The 16,344-nt window shown below is 63.4% G+C and carries 20 protein-coding genes; 12 read left to right on the forward strand and 8 right to left on the reverse strand.

Annotation, left to right across the window (positions count from 1 at the left end):
• Window positions 1-107 precede the first annotated feature (107 nt).
• From ACFWEM_RS06050 to ACFWEM_RS06085, 8 genes are all read right to left on the reverse strand, one after another.
• Complete coding sequence (locus tag ACFWEM_RS06050; RefSeq protein ID WP_378531982.1) at window positions 108-1,148, reverse strand: type IV toxin-antitoxin system AbiEi family antitoxin domain-containing protein; 1,041 nt, start codon at window positions 1,146-1,148, stop codon at window positions 108-110.
• 144 nt (window positions 1,149-1,292) lie between these two features.
• Window positions 1,293-1,898, reverse strand: a complete 606-nt coding sequence (locus tag ACFWEM_RS06055) for an FABP family protein (RefSeq protein WP_378532754.1) — start codon at window positions 1,896-1,898, stop codon at window positions 1,293-1,295.
• A 291-nt stretch (window positions 1,899-2,189) separates the two neighbouring features.
• Window positions 2,190-2,495 (reverse strand): DUF1416 domain-containing protein, encoded by a 306-nt coding sequence (locus ACFWEM_RS06060; RefSeq protein WP_003939797.1) that lies wholly within the window; start codon window positions 2,493-2,495, stop codon window positions 2,190-2,192.
• Window positions 2,496-2,497: 2 nt separating this feature from the next.
• The gene (locus tag ACFWEM_RS06065) at window positions 2,498-3,331 is read right to left on the reverse strand and encodes a sulfurtransferase (protein WP_003939859.1); all 834 of its coding nucleotides are present in this window, start codon (window positions 3,329-3,331) and stop codon (window positions 2,498-2,500) included.
• A gap of 74 nt (window positions 3,332-3,405) precedes the next feature.
• Window positions 3,406-3,876 carry a DUF4395 domain-containing protein gene (locus ACFWEM_RS06070; protein ID WP_124567684.1) on the reverse strand — a complete coding sequence of 157 codons (471 nt, stop codon included), beginning with the start codon at window positions 3,874-3,876 and terminating at the stop codon, window positions 3,406-3,408.
• Window positions 3,877-4,007: 131 nt separating this feature from the next.
• Window positions 4,008-4,094, reverse strand: a complete 87-nt coding sequence (locus ACFWEM_RS06075) for a putative leader peptide (RefSeq protein ID WP_350318872.1) — start codon at window positions 4,092-4,094, stop codon at window positions 4,008-4,010.
• Window positions 4,095-4,104: 10 nt separating this feature from the next.
• On the reverse strand, window positions 4,105-4,581 hold the full coding sequence (locus ACFWEM_RS06080) for a thioredoxin family protein (RefSeq protein WP_378531985.1): 477 nt from the start codon (window positions 4,579-4,581) through the stop codon (window positions 4,105-4,107).
• Complete coding sequence (locus ACFWEM_RS06085) at window positions 4,578-5,357, reverse strand: LmeA family phospholipid-binding protein (protein WP_347874593.1); 780 nt, start codon at window positions 5,355-5,357, stop codon at window positions 4,578-4,580. The genes ACFWEM_RS06080 and ACFWEM_RS06085 overlap by 4 nt, the downstream gene beginning before the upstream one ends.
• Window positions 5,358-5,498: 141 nt before the next feature.
• Between ACFWEM_RS06085 and ACFWEM_RS06090 the strand changes: the two genes are divergently transcribed.
• The 12 genes from ACFWEM_RS06090 to ACFWEM_RS06145 all read left to right on the forward strand — a co-directional run bounded on the left by ACFWEM_RS06090 (window position 5,499) and on the right by ACFWEM_RS06145 (window position 16,301).
• On the forward strand, window positions 5,499-6,251 hold the full coding sequence (locus tag ACFWEM_RS06090) for a response regulator transcription factor (protein WP_003939728.1): 753 nt from the start codon (window positions 5,499-5,501) through the stop codon (window positions 6,249-6,251).
• Window position 6,252: 1 nt separating this feature from the next.
• Window positions 6,253-7,152: a mycothiol synthase gene (gene mshD / locus ACFWEM_RS06095; protein ID WP_378531987.1), complete on the forward strand. Its 900-nt coding sequence runs from the start codon at window positions 6,253-6,255 to the stop codon at window positions 7,150-7,152.
• A 193-nt stretch (window positions 7,153-7,345) separates the two neighbouring features.
• Window positions 7,346-8,464 (forward strand): phosphate ABC transporter substrate-binding protein PstS, encoded by a 1,119-nt coding sequence (pstS, locus tag ACFWEM_RS06100; RefSeq protein ID WP_378531989.1) that lies wholly within the window; start codon window positions 7,346-7,348, stop codon window positions 8,462-8,464.
• A 68-nt stretch (window positions 8,465-8,532) separates the two neighbouring features.
• A complete protein-coding gene (pstC, locus tag ACFWEM_RS06105) occupies window positions 8,533-9,624 on the forward strand; it encodes a phosphate ABC transporter permease subunit PstC (protein WP_378531991.1) in 1,092 nt (363 codons plus the stop codon).
• 3 nt (window positions 9,625-9,627) lie between these two features.
• The gene (gene pstA / locus ACFWEM_RS06110) at window positions 9,628-10,536 is read left to right on the forward strand and encodes a phosphate ABC transporter permease PstA (RefSeq protein WP_003940100.1); all 909 of its coding nucleotides are present in this window, start codon (window positions 9,628-9,630) and stop codon (window positions 10,534-10,536) included.
• A 58-nt stretch (window positions 10,537-10,594) separates the two neighbouring features.
• Window positions 10,595-11,371: a phosphate ABC transporter ATP-binding protein PstB gene (gene pstB, locus ACFWEM_RS06115; RefSeq protein ID WP_230814665.1), complete on the forward strand. Its 777-nt coding sequence runs from the start codon at window positions 10,595-10,597 to the stop codon at window positions 11,369-11,371.
• A 281-nt stretch (window positions 11,372-11,652) separates the two neighbouring features.
• Window positions 11,653-11,955, forward strand: coding sequence for an urease subunit gamma (gene ureA / locus ACFWEM_RS06120; RefSeq protein WP_003939800.1), 303 nt, complete (start codon window positions 11,653-11,655; stop codon window positions 11,953-11,955).
• Entirely contained in the window at window positions 11,952-12,422 is a 471-nt protein-coding gene (gene ureB, locus ACFWEM_RS06125; protein WP_007733849.1) for an urease subunit beta, read from the forward strand. Before ureA ends, ureB begins: the two co-directional genes overlap by 4 nt.
• Window positions 12,419-14,128 carry an urease subunit alpha gene (locus ACFWEM_RS06130; RefSeq protein ID WP_019745084.1) on the forward strand — a complete coding sequence of 570 codons (1,710 nt, stop codon included), beginning with the start codon at window positions 12,419-12,421 and terminating at the stop codon, window positions 14,126-14,128. The genes ureB and ACFWEM_RS06130 overlap by 4 nt, the downstream gene beginning before the upstream one ends.
• Window positions 14,129-14,132: 4 nt before the next feature.
• A complete protein-coding gene (locus ACFWEM_RS06135; RefSeq protein ID WP_378531993.1) occupies window positions 14,133-14,822 on the forward strand; it encodes an urease accessory protein UreF in 690 nt (229 codons plus the stop codon).
• Window positions 14,815-15,564 (forward strand): urease accessory protein UreG, encoded by a 750-nt coding sequence (gene ureG, locus ACFWEM_RS06140; RefSeq protein ID WP_347874591.1) that lies wholly within the window; start codon window positions 14,815-14,817, stop codon window positions 15,562-15,564. The genes ACFWEM_RS06135 and ureG overlap by 8 nt, the downstream gene beginning before the upstream one ends.
• Window positions 15,564-16,301 carry an urease accessory protein UreD gene (locus tag ACFWEM_RS06145; protein WP_378531996.1) on the forward strand — a complete coding sequence of 246 codons (738 nt, stop codon included), beginning with the start codon at window positions 15,564-15,566 and terminating at the stop codon, window positions 16,299-16,301. The genes ureG and ACFWEM_RS06145 overlap by 1 nt, the downstream gene beginning before the upstream one ends.
• Window positions 16,302-16,344: the final 43 nt, after the last annotated feature.

The following is a 16,344-nucleotide window of genomic DNA, read 5'->3' on the forward strand; positions in this document are numbered from 1 at the left end:
GCGAATCCCAGGCAGCCACCCGACCCCCGAGCCCCCGATCAGTCCGACCGGGACCCCCGCGAAAGCGAGGGTGTGGCTCGGGGGTCGCTTCGTGCTGTGCGCCTTTGTTAACCCCCGGCGGTTAATAAAGGCGCACAGCGTGGACAAGGATTAGGCCCCCACCATCCACCGCGCTCGAGGACCGCTCTGACCTCGGCTGCAGTTCGGCACGAGGCTCCCTCCACCTCTTCCCAACCGAAGACCAGTGTGGCGTTGCCTGACAGTTCGGATGCGTTTCCTCGCCGACGATCACGCAGTGCAATCGCCCGAGAAGAGTGGAAGGCAAATCCGTCGAGTCGAACGATCAGTGCGACACCGCAATTGCGGTAGTCCACGTCCTCGTAGAGGGTTCTCCCATCAACGAGGACCGGCGATTGTCGTCGTGCTTCCGGCAAACCGTGTGCGCGCTCGACTTCGATTGCGTAGCGATGTTCGAGTACTGACTGGACGCCGCGATCCAAGAGGTCCAGTGTCGAGGACAGCGCTTTGACATATCGCCTCGGCCGGCGGCACTCCATTCGGGTGCGTAGCGCCATCTGCGACACCTTGCACGCCGTGGCCGAGCGGACCAGAGAACGAGCGGCGTCGCGAGCTGACGGCTCTGCCACCGCCAGGTCGATTGCGGTGTCGGCCAGCGACGTACGAGCAGGCTGAGTGGCAACCCCGATATGGGCTTGAGCGCGTGAACGATGAACGATCACTCCGGGATGAGCAGTGGACCACCCCAACGGAACGGGGCGCGTCGGGGAGCGTTCAGGTCTGAACGTCGGATTCTGACAGCGCGAGGATCGGCCGTATCGGACCGTGATGTGGACCGGCAGTTCGGACTCGATGTGTGTGAGTCCCCACTCTTCGGCAGCAGTCCGGTGACTCAGATATGTTTCACCGCCGCCGAACAGAAGTGCAGCTTCGAGAATCATTGCTCGGTTGAGTGGGCCGTTGGTACTGGATTGAACACCGTGGAGGACGGTCGTCCATTGACCCGATTCGACCAGATGTTGGATGCGCCGCGGCGAATAGCCGAAAGGGCGCAGTTGTTTATTGGTCGCGAGTCCGTGTTGGAAGTCGAAGAGTCTTCGGAGATCAGGATCGATGTAGTCGCAGCTCATGCGAATACCGTGAGATCGCAGTCCGACAGGAATCGGCCGAAGATGCCGCACGGAAGCTCGCTTGTGGAATTTGACGGTGCCTGTGGATAAATCTGCTGTGCGCCTTTATTAACCGCCGGGGGTTAATAAAGGCGCACAGCAGGACTAGCCGATATAGCGCGTCAGCCGCGCCGAGAGACGCGGTTCCAGGCCACCGTCAGACATGATCCGCTCTTCGACGTACGCGAGGTCGCCGCCTTCGACGATGCCGTACAGACGCTTCGCGCCGCCGTACAGTGCACCGGACTGGCTGCGGATCACCACGTCGGTGGCAAGTTCCCACGATGCCTGGGTGAGTGCGCGCCCGTAGTACATTTCGACGACGCCGGAGCTGTGGCTGAGCAGGAGTTCGACGACTTCCTGGTTGACGCTGCCGGGGATGCCGTCGCCGCCCATGCGCCAGTAACCGCTCTCGCGCAGATCGGGGCTCACGTACTCGCCCTCGGCGTCGAGACGCCAGGACCGGGACTCCCAATTGAGGTAGGGGCCACCGTCGTGAGAGATGACGATCTGCTGACCGAAGGCGTAGTCGCCGGTCTCGTCGTGTCCTTCGCCTTCGCCGCGCCAGACGCCGACGAGGGGGAGTAGTGCGAGGAGTTCGGGATTGATGTCCGGGCCGAGGCGCAGGTTTGCGGTGTCCTCGGGCAACGGAAGGTCCGGCAGGGTCGGAATGTTGAGCGACGCCGTCGACTTGGAGCGCTCGACGGCGATGGCGACAGCTTCATCCCCGCTGCCGCGCCTGACGGCACCTGCAGCGGCGGAATCGTCAGCGGTCGCGTCGGACCCTGAATCCGGAGCCTGGCTCACGACTCGTCGGTGACCAAGCGGTACACGACGTACACGGAGAACCAAGCGATCATGACGGATGCGAGTGCGAGGAGTACCTCGAAGAAAATGACCACGGGTACATCTTAGACCGCGGCGACCGACCGGAAAAATCGGGCGCCGGAATGCAGAAGGCCCCGCACCGAAGGGGTGCGGGGCCGCCTGAGAAAGCAGGAATTACTTGCTGACGGTCACGTCCACGTTGTGCACGCCCGAGCCCTCGGGAGCGACGGTGGAGGTGCCGTTGCCCGAGCTGGACAGCGCACGCACAGTCCACTCGCCCGGAGCGGCGAAGAAGCGGAAATCGCCGGTTCCCGACGCCACGACCTCGGCTGTGAACTCTCCGGAGCCGTCGAGCAGACGCACGAATGCGCCGCCGATGGGCTGGCCGTCAGCTGCGAGAACGCGGCCGGTGATGACCGTTTCCTTCTCGACGTCGACGCCGGCAGGCAGGGTCTGGCCCTGGGTAGGTGCTCCACACATGATCAGGCTCCCAATTCGATCGGTGCGCCGACGAGTGAGCCGTATTCGACCCAGCTGCCGTCGTAGTTCTTGACGTTGTTCTTGCCGAGGATCTCCTGCAGGACGAACCAGGTGTGGCTCGAGCGCTCGCCGATGCGGCAGTAGGCGATCGTTTCCTTGGTGTCGTCGAAGCCCTTCTCCGCGTACAGCTTGGCGAGGTCGTCGTCCGACTTGAAGGTGCCGTCCTCGTTGGCGGTGGTGCTCCACGGGATGTTGATGGCGCCGGGGACGTGGCCGCGCTGCTGTGCCTGCTCCTGCGGAAGGTGCGCGGGGGCGAGGATCTTGCCGGAGAACTCGTCAGGGCTGCGAACGTCGACGAGGTTCTTGCTGCCGATGGCGTCGATGACCTCGTCGCGGAATGCGCGGATCGAGAAGTCGGGGGTCTCGGCCTTGTACTGCGTGGCTTCGCGGTTGACGGCATCCTTGGAGAGCGGGCGTCCGTCGAGTTCCCACTTCTTGCGGCCGCCGTCGATCAGCTTGATGTCCTGGTGGCCGTACAGCTTGAAGTACCAGTACGCGTATGCGGCGAACCAGTTGTTGTTGCCACCGTAGAGAACGACGGTGTCGTCGTTCGCAATGCCCTTGGCGGACAGCAGATCCGAGAACTGCTCCTGGTTCAGGAAGTCGCGTCGGACGCCGTCCTGGAGGTCCTTGCGCCAGTCGAGCTTGACTGCACCCTCGATGTGGCCGCCGTCGTATGCGCTGGTGTCCTCGTCCACCTCGACAAAAACGGTCTTGGGGGTGTTGAGGTTCTGCTCAGCCCAGTCAGCGGAGACTAGGACGTCGGAGCGAGCCATGGTGTTCCTTTCGATGTGGTCTTGCATCGGTCGATATCTAGCAGGGGTTCAGCAGGGTTGTGTGGCAAGCGCTTTCACGCGGTGGTAGCGCGGCCGGTATTTCGCAGCCTTGCGACGAGTGGGTAGATCTGGCAGCCGAGGCAGATACCGAACGCGGCGTTGAGCAGGGCCGCGAACAAGGCGAAGCCGGTGGCAACGGTGCCGACGATGGTCGACCCGGCCAGGAAACCGACCGTGCCGGCGAGTGCGAAGACGAAGCCGACGAACTGCGCGAAGCGAAGTGGCGCTACGGGTTCGCGTTCGCTGACCGGCGAGATTCGCGGCGCGACGAGCTTGCCGAAGATCTGGCCGTACGGGCTGCGCTTGGGACCGAGTACCGCTCCGACCGCGAAGACGATCGCCTGCAGGGCGAGAAGCACTGTGGCGGCGGGCAGTGAGAAGGTCGAGAGAATGAGCGTGAGTACGAGAACGCCGGTGGTGACCCATGCTGCGAATCGAGGTCCGCGGACGTCGACTTGCTCGAGTTGGGGTGTGGTTGTGGACATCGGGAGTGCTCCTGCGCTGGATTGCATGGTGCTTGCCTGGACCGAGAAAACGGGGACGCAAAAGTCCCGTTCGGTGAATTGATCACGTGAGCGAAAGCTCGAAGGTCAGAGAGATCTGACGGATGTGGTGATCAGCAACAGGTACAGCAACAGCCCCCGAGGCGGCACAGGTCTACTGCGCGGCGTCGGGTGAGCATCAGCTCGTGGCGGGTTTGCACGTCGGCGAGTTTACCCCGAATTCTCGGATTTTGGCTCGTGGGGTCCGGATAGTGGTACGAGCGCAGCTTTCAGGTCGGCTGCGGACGGCACTCCTGACACTCGGAACTGTTCGTCGAGTCCACCGTCGAGGATGAAGGTGGTGGGTAGGGACAGGACGCTCATTTCGCGTGCCAGGGCCGGTTCCTTGTCGATGTCGAGTTCGATCTCCACCGGCGGACGGGGAGCGTCGGCCATCGAAACCACGACCTGGCCGACGACGCGCCGTACTGCTGCACACGGTCCGCACCAGTCGGCGGAGAAATGCAGTACGACGGGTCCGCCGTTCGGCGATGCGACTCCGGCGGCGCTCAGCAGTTCGAGGCGGCTGTCGGTGCCGCTGGCTGCGGACGTGGTGGTGGCTCGGACCGCTCCGTTGCGCGATTTGAGAAAGAGTCCGACCGCGACGACGGCTACGAGCGCGACCAGCAGAATTGTGATCCCGGTCATCGGTTCTGCAGCTCTGCGAGATCGATCGTCGTGTTTTCGGCGCTGCCTTCGATCACGATTCTTCCGCCTTCCGCGTAGACCAGGCTCGGCTGGATTCCGTAGGGGAGTGCCTGCGGGTCGATCGTGTAGCTGAACAATCCGAGGACTACGGGTTCGAGAGCCGCGGGGATCGAGAAATCGGCTTTGCCCTCAGGACCGAAGTACAGGTTGCTGGCGACGATCTTGACCTGCCCACCTTCCAGAACCAGGTTGGCCTGCACGCTCACGGCAGTCTCGACCGGGCCGACGGCAACCGTTCCGGTCAGCACGACGGCGCCCGCGGTGCTGGCGCCCGTTCCGCCGCTGCCCCCGGTGCCGTCCGACTTGTTGGCCGGCGGCGAAGATACCTGCAGGTCAGGGATGTTGAGCAACTTTCCGAGGTCGGTGGCGTTGATTCCCATCCGGCCGTCGAGTTTGTCGACGGGGAGCTGGGTGACGTTGCCGTTCACGATGTCGGAGAAGGGCACGGTGACCCCGCGCAGGTTGGCCTCGACGGTCACTTCGCCGACCACGTCGCTCTGGACGCCGGTGGCTCTGACGTAGACGTCCTTGTACTTCCCACCGAGTGCCTGGGTGAGGAAGGGGAACCCGTTGAAGGTGACCTCGGGGTCCGCCTCGAGTGACGCGCCGGTTCGGAGCTCGCGGGAAACCCGGTACTCGGCGTACGCGGCAGCGCCGAAATCGGCCACCAGTCCGAGGCCGAGGAGGAAGACGATGCCGATGATCAGTTTGCGCACCGCACCATTGTGACGGACTCCGGTCGGGGTTCGATGCGACGGCCCCGGTACCAGGCACGCTAATGTAGTGACCGACCAAAAGCGTCGAACTACTCGAGCGTTGCCCTCGCGGGTTGCGCGGGCTACTAGATAGGAGGCCGTGTGGAACTGCTCCTCCTCACCTCCGACCCCAACCCGGAAGCTGTACTACCGGCGTTGGCGTTGCTGGCGCACTCGGTTCGGCCTGCCCCCACAGAGGTTTCCTCGCTTCTCGAAGCGAGTTCCGCGGACGTGGCGTTGGTAGATGCGCGCACCGATCTTGCTGCCGCGCGCGGTTTGTGTCGACTGCTCGGAAGCACGGGATCTGCAGTACCTGTGGTCGCCGTACTCACCGAAGGCGGACTCGTCGCAGTCAATGCCGACTGGGGGCTGGACGACATCCTGCTTCCCGGTACCGGTCCGGCGGAGGTGGACGCCCGATTGCGGTTGTTGGTCGCCCGCAGCGGCGGTGTGGCCAGTCCGGAAGCGTCGGGAAAGATCACGCTGGGCGAATTGGTTATCGACGAGGGGACGTACACGGCACGACTGCGTGGACGGCCCCTTGATTTGACTTACAAGGAATTCGAGCTGCTCAAGTACCTCGCGCAGCACGCCGGGCGGGTATTCACCCGTGCGCAGTTGTTGCAGGAAGTGTGGGGTTACGACTTCTTCGGTGGCACCAGGACGGTTGACGTCCACGTGCGTCGTCTGCGGGCGAAACTCGGCACCGAATACGAGTCCTTGATCGGTACAGTCCGAAATGTCGGATACAAGGCAGTGCGTCCGACCAGGGCCAAGGGCGGCGCTGCTGCTCCCGTTCAGTTCGAGGACGACGAAGACGTCGACTACGATGCGGCCGACGGTTCGGTGGTCTGACGTGGGTTGGACCGATTCGCTGCCGGCCGGATCCGCCGAGCAGGTTTCCGCGCTGCTCGATCGCGCGACCGAGTTCGACGGCAAGGCGCCGGTCTCGGAGCAGGGGCGCCATGCCGTTGCTGGACGAGGTGCAGCACGACACTTCCTCGAATTCGACGGTGAGGGCGTCGTCGGTTACGCACAGCTGCAAGCCGGTTCGGACGAGCATCCTGACATGGCGGAGTTGGTGGTCGACCCGCAGGCACGGCGCCGCGGCATCGGAACCAGGCTTGCCGCAGCGGTATTCGACGAGGGTCGTTCAGGCACGCGCGTCTGGGCGCACGGAAACATAGACGCTGCAGTGGAATTCGCCAAGAGTCTCGATCTGGTCAGTGTGCGTGAGCTCCTCCAGTTGCGTCGACCTCTCGATGCTCCGCAGCTTCCGGAAATCGTTGTGCCCGAAGGTGTAACGATGCGGACGTATCGCGGACCCGAAGACGATTCCGAGATCCTTCGCGTCAATAATGCGGCGTTCTCCTGGCATCCCGAGCAGGGCGGCTGGACCCAGTCGGAGATCGACGAGAGAACGGCCGAAGGGTGGTTCGATCCCGCCGGTCTGTTCATGGCGTTCGCGGACACCGATCCCGATACTCTTCTCGGCTTTCACTGGACCAAGGTGCACGCGCCGGAAGGTGACGATCCCGAACTGGGTGAGGTGTACGTCGTGGGCATCGATCCTGCGGCGCAGGGACGCGGCCTCGGCCGAGTGCTGACCCTTGCGGGCATGCATTACCTGCGTGATCGCGGCCTCGGAACCGTCCTTCTGTACGTCGAAGGCGACAACACTGCCGCCCTGCACACGTACGAGCGTCTCGGCTTCGATCGGTTCCACGTGGACATGGCTTACGCCCGCGCGCGCTGACGTCACAGTCGAACACGCAGAAATGTCTGGTCTGTTCATTCTCCGTTAACCATGTGTGGTCCAACCGGACACCGCGCCCGCCTACTTTTCTCTGTGGGCAGCGCCGTGTTGCCTGATGCAGATTTCAATCATTTTGCATCTCATGTCGCCGCCCGATCGTGGGCGTGGCGGTAGCGATTTCCGGAGGATCTTGGTGAATCTCAAGCGCAGTGGTGCCCTGCTCGGTGTAGTGGCCGTGGGCGCCATGACCTTGGCCGCATGTGGCAGCGACAACAACTCGTCGTCGACGGGTGTGGACGCGTCCTCATCGAAGGCAACGTGCGAAGGCAAGAGCAACCTCTCTGCCGCTGGTTCCTCGGCACAGAAGAACGCCATGGACCAGTTCGTCGCCACCTACATCTCCGTGTGCCAGGAAAAGGGCAAGACGGTCAACGTCGCCTACAACCCCAGCGGTTCGGGTGACGGACGTACGCAGTTCATCGCCAAGCAGATCGACTTCGCGGGCTCCGACTCGGCCATCAAGGACGAGCAGGCCGACAAGGCCAAGGAGCGTTGCGTCGGCGGCGAAGCCTGGAACCTTCCCCTCGTCTTCGGCCCCATCGCAGTTGCATACAACCTCGACGGCGTCGACAAGCTCGTTCTCAACGCAGAGGTTCTCGCGAAGATCTTCAACGGTGGCATCACGAACTGGAACGATCCGGCAATCGCCGCGCTGAACTCCGGAGCAAAGCTTCCTGACGAGAAGATCACTGCCGTGATCCGCTCCGATTCCTCGGGCACCACGGACAACTTCCAGAAGTACCTCGACGCAGCGTCGAACGGTGCTTGGACTTCGGGTGCAGGCTCCGACTTCACCGGTGGCGTCGGTGAGGGCGCCAAGGGTTCGGCCGGAGTAGCACAGGCAGTATCCACCGCACCGGGTTCGATCACCTACGTCGAGAAGTCGTTCGCGGATCAGAACAAGCTCTCGGTTGCCGAGATCAACACGGGCTCCGAGGCAGTCGCACTGACCAACGATTCGGCTTCCAAGTCGATCGCCGGTGCCAAGTTCAAGTCCGACGCCACCGGCGACCTGACGCTCGACCTCGCGTCGATCTTCAAGACCAACGAAGCCGGCGCGTACCCGCTCGTGCTCGCCACCTACTCGATCGTGTGCTCCAAGGGCTACGACGCCGACACCTCCGCAGCTGTGAAGTCGTTCCTGACCAGCGCAGCAAACGAGGGACAGGCCAACCTGGCCGAGCAGGGCTACGTTCCGCTGCCCTCGAACGTCCAGGATCGACTCAACGCATCCATCTCGGCAATCAGCTGAGCTGACCTGCGGACTCGTGCGGACAAGCCCATGGATCTACATTCAGACGTGAAGGAACGTGAGCGCACATGAGTGACGCGCCCATCACCTCGACATCTCGTTCTCCCGGCCCCGCAACCAGCGGGGCCGGGGTGGGCGGTCCGAACGGCACCACGGAGGACACGATTACTTCCACCAAGGCCCAGGCCACCGAGCAGTCACCGAAGGGTGACGGCCCGGGTACCGGCACAGCAAAGACCGTGACCCGTCCGGGCGACCGCATCTTCAGCTCGCTCGCTTCCGGTTCGGCCATCTTCATCACCGTCGTCATCGCGGCGATCGGTGCGTTCCTGATCTGGCGGGCGATCCCCGCACTGAGCCGGAACCAGGTCAACTTCCTGACCAGCTCCCAGTGGGTGACGCAGAACATCAACGAGATGGCATTCGGTGTCCTCGACCTCTTCCAGGTCACGGTCCTCGTCTCGCTCTTCGCGCTGGTGCTCGCGATGCCGATCGCACTGGGTATCGCGATCTTCCTGACCTCGTACTCACCCAAGTGGCTCACCCGGCCGCTGTCGTACACGATCGATCTCCTCGCGGCAGTGCCGTCCATCGTCTACGGCCTGTGGGGGCTTCTCGTGTTCGCACCGGCGATCACCCCTGTCGCAGTGTGGCTCAACAAGACTTTCGGCTGGTTCCCGCTCTTCGCCGACGGCAGCGGATCGATCACCGGCGGCGGCACCATCTTCACCGCAGGCATCGTCCTGGCCGTGATGATCCTTCCGGTCATCACCGCAGTGACCCGCGAGGTGTTCATCCAGACCCCGCGATCACAGATCGAAGCTGCACTCGCCCTCGGCGCCACGCGCTGGGAAGTTGTGCGCACCACGGTCATCCCGTTCGGTAAGTCCGGCTACATCAGCGGATCGATGCTCGGTCTCGGACGCGCACTCGGTGAAACGATGGCGCTGTACCTGATCCTGCGCACCACCTCTCAGGCCTTCGGCTGGTCGCTGTTCGACGGCGGCTCGACCATCGCCTCCAAGATCGCCCTCGGCTACGCGGAGTTCAACAACGACATCCAGGCAGGCGCGTACATCGCCGCCGGACTGGTGCTGTTCGTACTGACCTTCGTCGTCAACGCGGCTGCCCGCGCAGTGATCGCCGGAAAGAAGGACTGACCTATGACCTCCACTCTGGACCGGCCGGTCAAGGCCCCCACTTTCCAAGGCGTCGGTGCCCGTCGTCGCGCCAAGGACGTCATCGCGACCATCTTGGTCAGCCTGGCAGTCGTCATCGCGCTCATCCCGTTGGTCTGGGTGCTCTTCACGGTCATCGCCAAGGGCCTGCCCGCTCTGACGTCGCCGACGTGGTTCACGAACTCGCTCAGCGGATTGACGGCGTCGGCCGACGGCGGCGGTATCTATCACGCGTTGATCGGCACCCTGCTGCAAGGCATCGTGTGCGCGGTCTTCTCCATCCCGCTCGGTATCTTCGTCGCGATCTACCTGGTGGAGTACGCCGACCGGAAGTCGAAGCTCGGCAAGCTCACCACGTTCATGGTCGACATCCTCAGCGGTGTTCCGTCGATCGTGGCCGCGCTCTTCATCTACGCCCTGTGGATCGCGACCTTCGGCTTCCCCAAGTCCGCGTTCGCCGTGTCACTGGCTCTGGTCCTTCTGATGGTCCCGGTCGTCATCCGCTCCACCGAGGAAATGCTGCGCATCGTCCCGATGGATCTGCGAGAGGCGTCGTACGCGCTCGGTGTGCCGAAGTGGAAGACCATCTCGAAAATCGTTCTGCCGACGGCACTTCCCGGCATCATCACCGGCGTCATGTTGGCCCTGGCCCGCGTGCTCGGTGAGACCGCACCGCTGCTGATCCTCGTCGGCTACGCGCCGTTCATCAACTTCGATCTGTTCAACGGCGAAATGGGTACTCTGCCTTCCGTCATGGTCGCCGAGATGAACAACCCCACCGACGCCGGCACCAACCGCATCTGGGGCGCAGCGCTGACCCTGATCCTGCTGATCGCGATCCTCAACATCGTCGCGAAGTTGATCGGTCACTTCTCACAGGTCAGAAGCAAGTGATGCGGCCTCGGAACATGTTCGTACTCAACAGCGTCAACAACTCAGTAGGGAGCCGGTAATGGCCAAGCGTCTGGATCTCAAGGACGTCAACATCTACTACGGCAAGTTCCACGCCGTCGCCGATGTGGGCCTGTCCGTCCCGCCCCGGAGTGTCACCGCCTTCATCGGCCCGTCCGGCTGCGGCAAGTCCACCGTTCTTCGTTCGCTCAACCGCATGCACGAAGTGATTCCCGGTGCGCGCGTCGAGGGTTCGGTCTTGCTCGACGGTGAAGACATCTACGGTTCGAACGTCGATCCCGTCGGTGTTCGCAAGACCATCGGCATGGTCTTCCAGCGGCCCAACCCGTTCCCGACCATGTCCATCCGGGACAACGTCGTCGCGGGCTTGAAGTTGCAGGGCGAGCGCAGCAAGAAGAAGCTCGACGAGGTGGCCGAGCGTTCGCTGCGCGGCGCCAACCTGTGGAACGAGGTCAAGGATCGCCTCGACAAGCCCGGTGGTGGCCTCTCAGGCGGTCAGCAGCAGCGTCTGTGCATCGCGCGTGCCATCGCCGTCTCGCCCGACGTCCTGCTCATGGACGAGCCGTGCTCCGCGCTCGACCCCATCTCGACTCTGGCGATCGAGGATCTGATCACCGAGCTCAAGAAAGACTTCACCATCGTCATCGTCACGCACAACATGCAGCAGGCTGCGCGTGTGAGTGACCAGACGGCATTCTTCAACCTCGAGGCAACCGGTAAGCCCGGTCAGCTCGTCGAGATCGACGACACCGAGAAGATCTTCTCGAACCCGACGCAGAAGGCCACCGAGGACTACATCTCCGGCCGCTTCGGATAAGTCCTGGGATTGCATACTGCACGACCATGTTTCACCCCCGTTTCCAACAGGAGACGGGGGTGAAACTTTTTGGTTGTGGTGATAGTTCCCACTCCGGTGCGCACCGCTGAGCGTCGTTGGGCGCCCGAATAATTCGATGAGCAGCGCAAGTGCGCCGAGTGGGTGCTGAAGTAGCCGACGATGTGAATCTCGTGGATACTGACGACGCTTCGGGCAATGCTAATCTCGGCCCGACAGCACGCTGTCGATCGATGTCGTTTCACAACCGGAAGGGCTTGTCAGTGCACCTCACCCCTTCAGATACCGAAAAGCTGCTCCTGAGCGTCGCGGGCATGGTCGCCCGCGACCGCCGCGAGCGCGGGGTACTGCTGAACTACCCCGAAGCGATGGCCCTGATCTCGTGTTGGATTCTCGAGCGCGCGCGTGACGGAATGACGGTTGCGGAACTGATGAACGCCGGTCGGCAAGTGCTCACCCGCGACGACGTGATGGAAGGGGTACCAGAGATGATTGCAAACGTCCAGGTGGAGGCCACTTTCCCGGACGGTCGCAAGCTGGTCACCGTGACGGAGCCCATTCGATGATTCCCGGTGAGGTACGTGTGTCCACCGAACCGCTCGAGTTCGGCACAGACGCGGAAAAGATCACGATGGTCGTCGTCAACGACGGCGATCGTCCCATTCAGATCGGTTCGCATCTCCATCTGCCGGCCGCCAACCCGGCGTTGACCTTCGATCGCGAAGCGGCGGACGGTTTCCGGCTCGACATCCCCTCGGGAACGTCGGTTCGGTTCGAACCGGGGGTCAGCAGAACGGTGACACTGATCGCGCTCGGCGGACTCAAAAGGGTTCCGGGCCTGCAGATCGTGCCGGACGAAGACCTGCCGACGCATGCGCGTGAGCCCAAGACCGTCATGCCGTTCGGTACACCCGGCGTCGAGGTCGAAGAGCCGTTGCGAGCGTCCTCGGTGAACGTTCGCGTGAGTGATGTTCCAGTCGAGGCGGATTCACCGGATGACGCCGCGACGACAGTTGAGAGGACAGCCGAATGAGCAGGATCGATCGACGCGGTTACGCCTCCCTGTACGGTCCGACCGCAGGCGACCAGATCCGTTTGGCCGACACAGATCTGTGGATCGAGATCGAGCACGATTACACCGCGACCGGCGACGAGATGGTCTTCGGCGGCGGTAAGAGCATCCGCGAGTCGATGGGCCAGGGCCTGACCACTCGTGATCAGGGTGCTCTCGACGTCGTCATCACCAACACGGTGATTCTCGATCACTGGGGAATCGTCCGGGCAGACGTGGGAATTCGCGACGGACGCATCGTTGCGATCGGCAAGTCCGGTAACCCCGACATCATGGATGGCGTGCACCCCAAGTTGCTCATCGGGCCGAGCACCGACGTGATCGCCGGCGAGGGAAAGATCCTCACCGCGGGTGCGATCGACACTCACGTGCACTTCCTCAGTGAAATCGAGATGATGGAAGCACTCGCCACTGGTACGACGACGGTGGCGGGCGGCGGAACGGGTCCCACCGAGGGAAGCAAGGCAACCACTGTCACACCCGGCGCCTGGTCCTTGACGATGATGCACCGCGCCCTCGACCACATCCCGCTCAACGTTCTTCTCCTCGGCAAGGGCAGCACCGTCAGCCATGAGGCCATGCGTCAGGAAGCTCTCGCCGGCGCAGGCGGATTCAAGGTCCACGAGGACTGGGGTTCCACTCCGGCTGCGATCGACGCAGCTCTGCGTGCAGCCGACGAGTTCGGCCTCCAGGTAGCGCTACACGCGGACAGTCTCAACGAAACCGGTTACGTACAGCACACTTTGGACGCGATCGCCGGACGCGGAATCCACGTATTCCATGCGGAGGGCGCCGGCGGCGGGCACGCACCGGACATCATCGTGACCGCCGGTGAGCCGAACGTTCTTCCGGCATCGACCAATCCGACGTTGCCGCATACCGTCAACACGGTTGCCGAGCACCTAGACATGCTCATCGTGTGTCATGCGCTCAATCCCCGGGTTCCGGAGGACCTTGCCTTTGCCGAGTCTCGAATCCGCCCGACAACGATTGCGGCGGAAGACTTTCTGCACGACATCGGAGCCATCTCCATCACCTCGTCCGATGCCCAGGCTATGGGCCGTATCGGCGAGGTGACTCTGCGGACGTGGCAGGTGGCCCACGTCATGAAGGCCCAGTACGGCAAGCTGGGCACCAGCATGCCTGCCGACAACGAGCGTGCGCGGCGCTACGTCGCCAAGTACACGATCTGCCCTGCCGTCGCGCACGGGATCGATCACGAAATCGGGTCGGTCGAGGCCGGGAAGATGGCGGACCTGGTTCTGTGGGACCCCGCGTTCTTCGGAGTGCGTCCTTCTGCCGTGATCAAGGGTGGGGCGATAGTTGCTGCGCCTCTTGGTGATCCGAACGCTGCGATCCCGACCCCGCAGCCGGTGTTCGTTCGCCCGGCCATCGCGGCAACTCCGGGATCGGCGCCGCACCTGTCCACGACGTTCGTCTCTCCGATGGCCATCGAGGACGGTTTGGCCGGTCGTCTCGGTCTCACCCGCACCCTCACCGGCGTCCGGCCGACTCGTCACCTCACCAAAGCGGATATGCCGAACAACACGGCACTGCCGTCCATCGACGTCGATCCGGAGACGTTTGCCATCAAGGTCAATGGAGACCTGATCGCGCCCAACCCTGTTGACGTAGTGCCGATGGCTCAGCGCTACATGCTGTTCTGAAACCATGTCAATCGAGATGGCGTCTGCCGAGATAGCGTCGATGCTCTTGGCAGACGGGCGTCTGCCTACGGGCGGTCACGCGCACTCGTCGGGGTTGGAACCGGCACTGGTGGGCGGACTCCTGCAGAGTCAGGTCCCTGACTTCATTCGCGGTCGACTCGAAACAGTAGGGCTGGTCGAGGCCGCTGCAACGGTGATCACGCGGCGTTGGGCCGTAAGCGCGGGTAGTGCAGGCGAACTCGAGGACATCTCGAGAGAACTGCTCGCTCGGACTCCCAGCGCACCGCTGCGTGAGGCGTCGATTCAACTCGGACGCGGGCTGGCACGGCTGGCGTCGCGATTGTGGCCGCACCACCCCGCGGTGCAGATCCTCATGACTCTGCCCGGGCATCCGATGCGTCCGCTCGCATTGGGAGTCTTCACGGCGATCTCCGGGATGGACGACCTACAGGCAGCTAGATCCTGTCTGTACGACGACGCCCAAACGGTGGCGTCGGCAGCATTGAAGCTACTGCCGGTGGATCCGGCAGAACCGGTCGAATGGCTGCTCCGAGCCGCCTCGACCATCGAAACCGTCGCCGCGGCTGCCGTAGCAGTCGACGGCGTCACAGATATACCCGCAACAACAGGACCGTTGGTCGAACAATGGTCACTCGAACACCACGCTCGATCCAGGAGGATTTTCCGTGCTTGACAACCTGAACAACACCGCCACTGCTGCAAGAGGTTTGAGGCTCGGCGTCGCCGGACCGGTTGGCACCGGCAAAAGTACCCTCATCGCCACCATCTGCCGCGAACTCGCGTCGGAGTACGAGATCGCGGTTGTCACCAACGACATCTACACCGACGAGGACGCACGACTGTTGCGCGCGGCCAACGTTCTGCCGATCGAGCGCATCGTCGCAGTCGAGACGGGCGCGTGCCCGCACACGGCAATTCGTGACGACGTCACACCGAATCTCATTGCGGTCGAAGACCTCGAGCGTCAGTTCCATCCCCTCGACATGGTGATCGTGGAAAGCGGCGGTGACAATCTGACCGCCACGTTCAGTCCGGCCTTGGTCGACGCCCAGATCTTCTGCATCGACGTCGCCGGCGGCGGAGACGTCGCACGCAAGGGTGGTCCCGGAATCGAGCGGGCAGATCTGTTGGTTGTCAACAAGATCGACCTGGCCCCGTACGTCGACGTCGACGCGGTCCAGATGGTTGCCGATGCCACGGCCGCGCGTGACGGACTTCCCGTTCTCGCGCTCAGCCAGAAGGATCACGCCACGATCGACCAGCTCAGCGCGTGGCTTCGCCAGGTCATCGCAGCTCATCGCGCGGGTAGCCACACCCCGCAGGATCCGGGACCGATGGCACCGCACTTCCATGCCGATGAAGAAGACCACGACCACGGACACGGTCACGGGCACAGTCACTCTCACGCTCACTGATGAGCACCGGAGCTACGCGGGTTGTCGTCGAGCGAGTGGGGGACACCGCTGTTGCGCGAGAGCTGATCTCGGGCGACTTCCTGGCCCCGCGATTCGTCGACGCTCGCGAGCTCACCGTGCGAATTGCCTTGGTAGGGCACAGCGCAACGCTGCTTGCCGGTGACGACCTGCGTATCGAATTCGTGGTCGCACCGGGTACGTGTCTCGAGGTGATCGAGCCTTCAGGGACCGTCGCGTACAACGCGCGCGGTGGCCGGGCGTCGTGGTCGGCATCAGCGAGCGTCGGCGCGGGTGCGGCGCTGATCTGGCGTGCGGCACCGTTTGTCGTCGCCGGCGGCGCGGATGTGACCAGGCGCGTGGATATTTCGCTGGAATCCGATGCGGTGGCGCTGCTCGACGAGATGATCGTGTTCGGCCGGACCGGCGAAACCGGCGGTGCGCTTCGCTCGGATCAGCGAATCACCGTCGACGGTGACGCGCTTCTCGTGGAAACACTCGACCTGCGTAGCGTGCCGGGCCGTTCGCTGCCGGGAATTCTTGGTGGTCATCGCGTGCTCGGTACAACCATGCTGTTGGGGATGAAGACTTCCGACGACGTCGAAGGGCACGTGACGCCGCTGGCGGGACCGGGGATGCTGGCCCGGGCTGTGGCCGACCACGCACACGAGGCGAGCGAAGCGTTGGATCCGGTCTGGTCGCAGTGGCGGGCACGGGTCTCGGAAAAGTACAGCGACTGATCTGCCCGACCGTCACACTCCGGGCGGCTGCATCGTCCACTAT

The organism is Rhodococcus sp. NPDC060176 (assembly GCF_042728675.1).
GTDB lineage: Bacteria > Actinomycetota > Actinomycetes > Mycobacteriales > Mycobacteriaceae > Rhodococcus_F.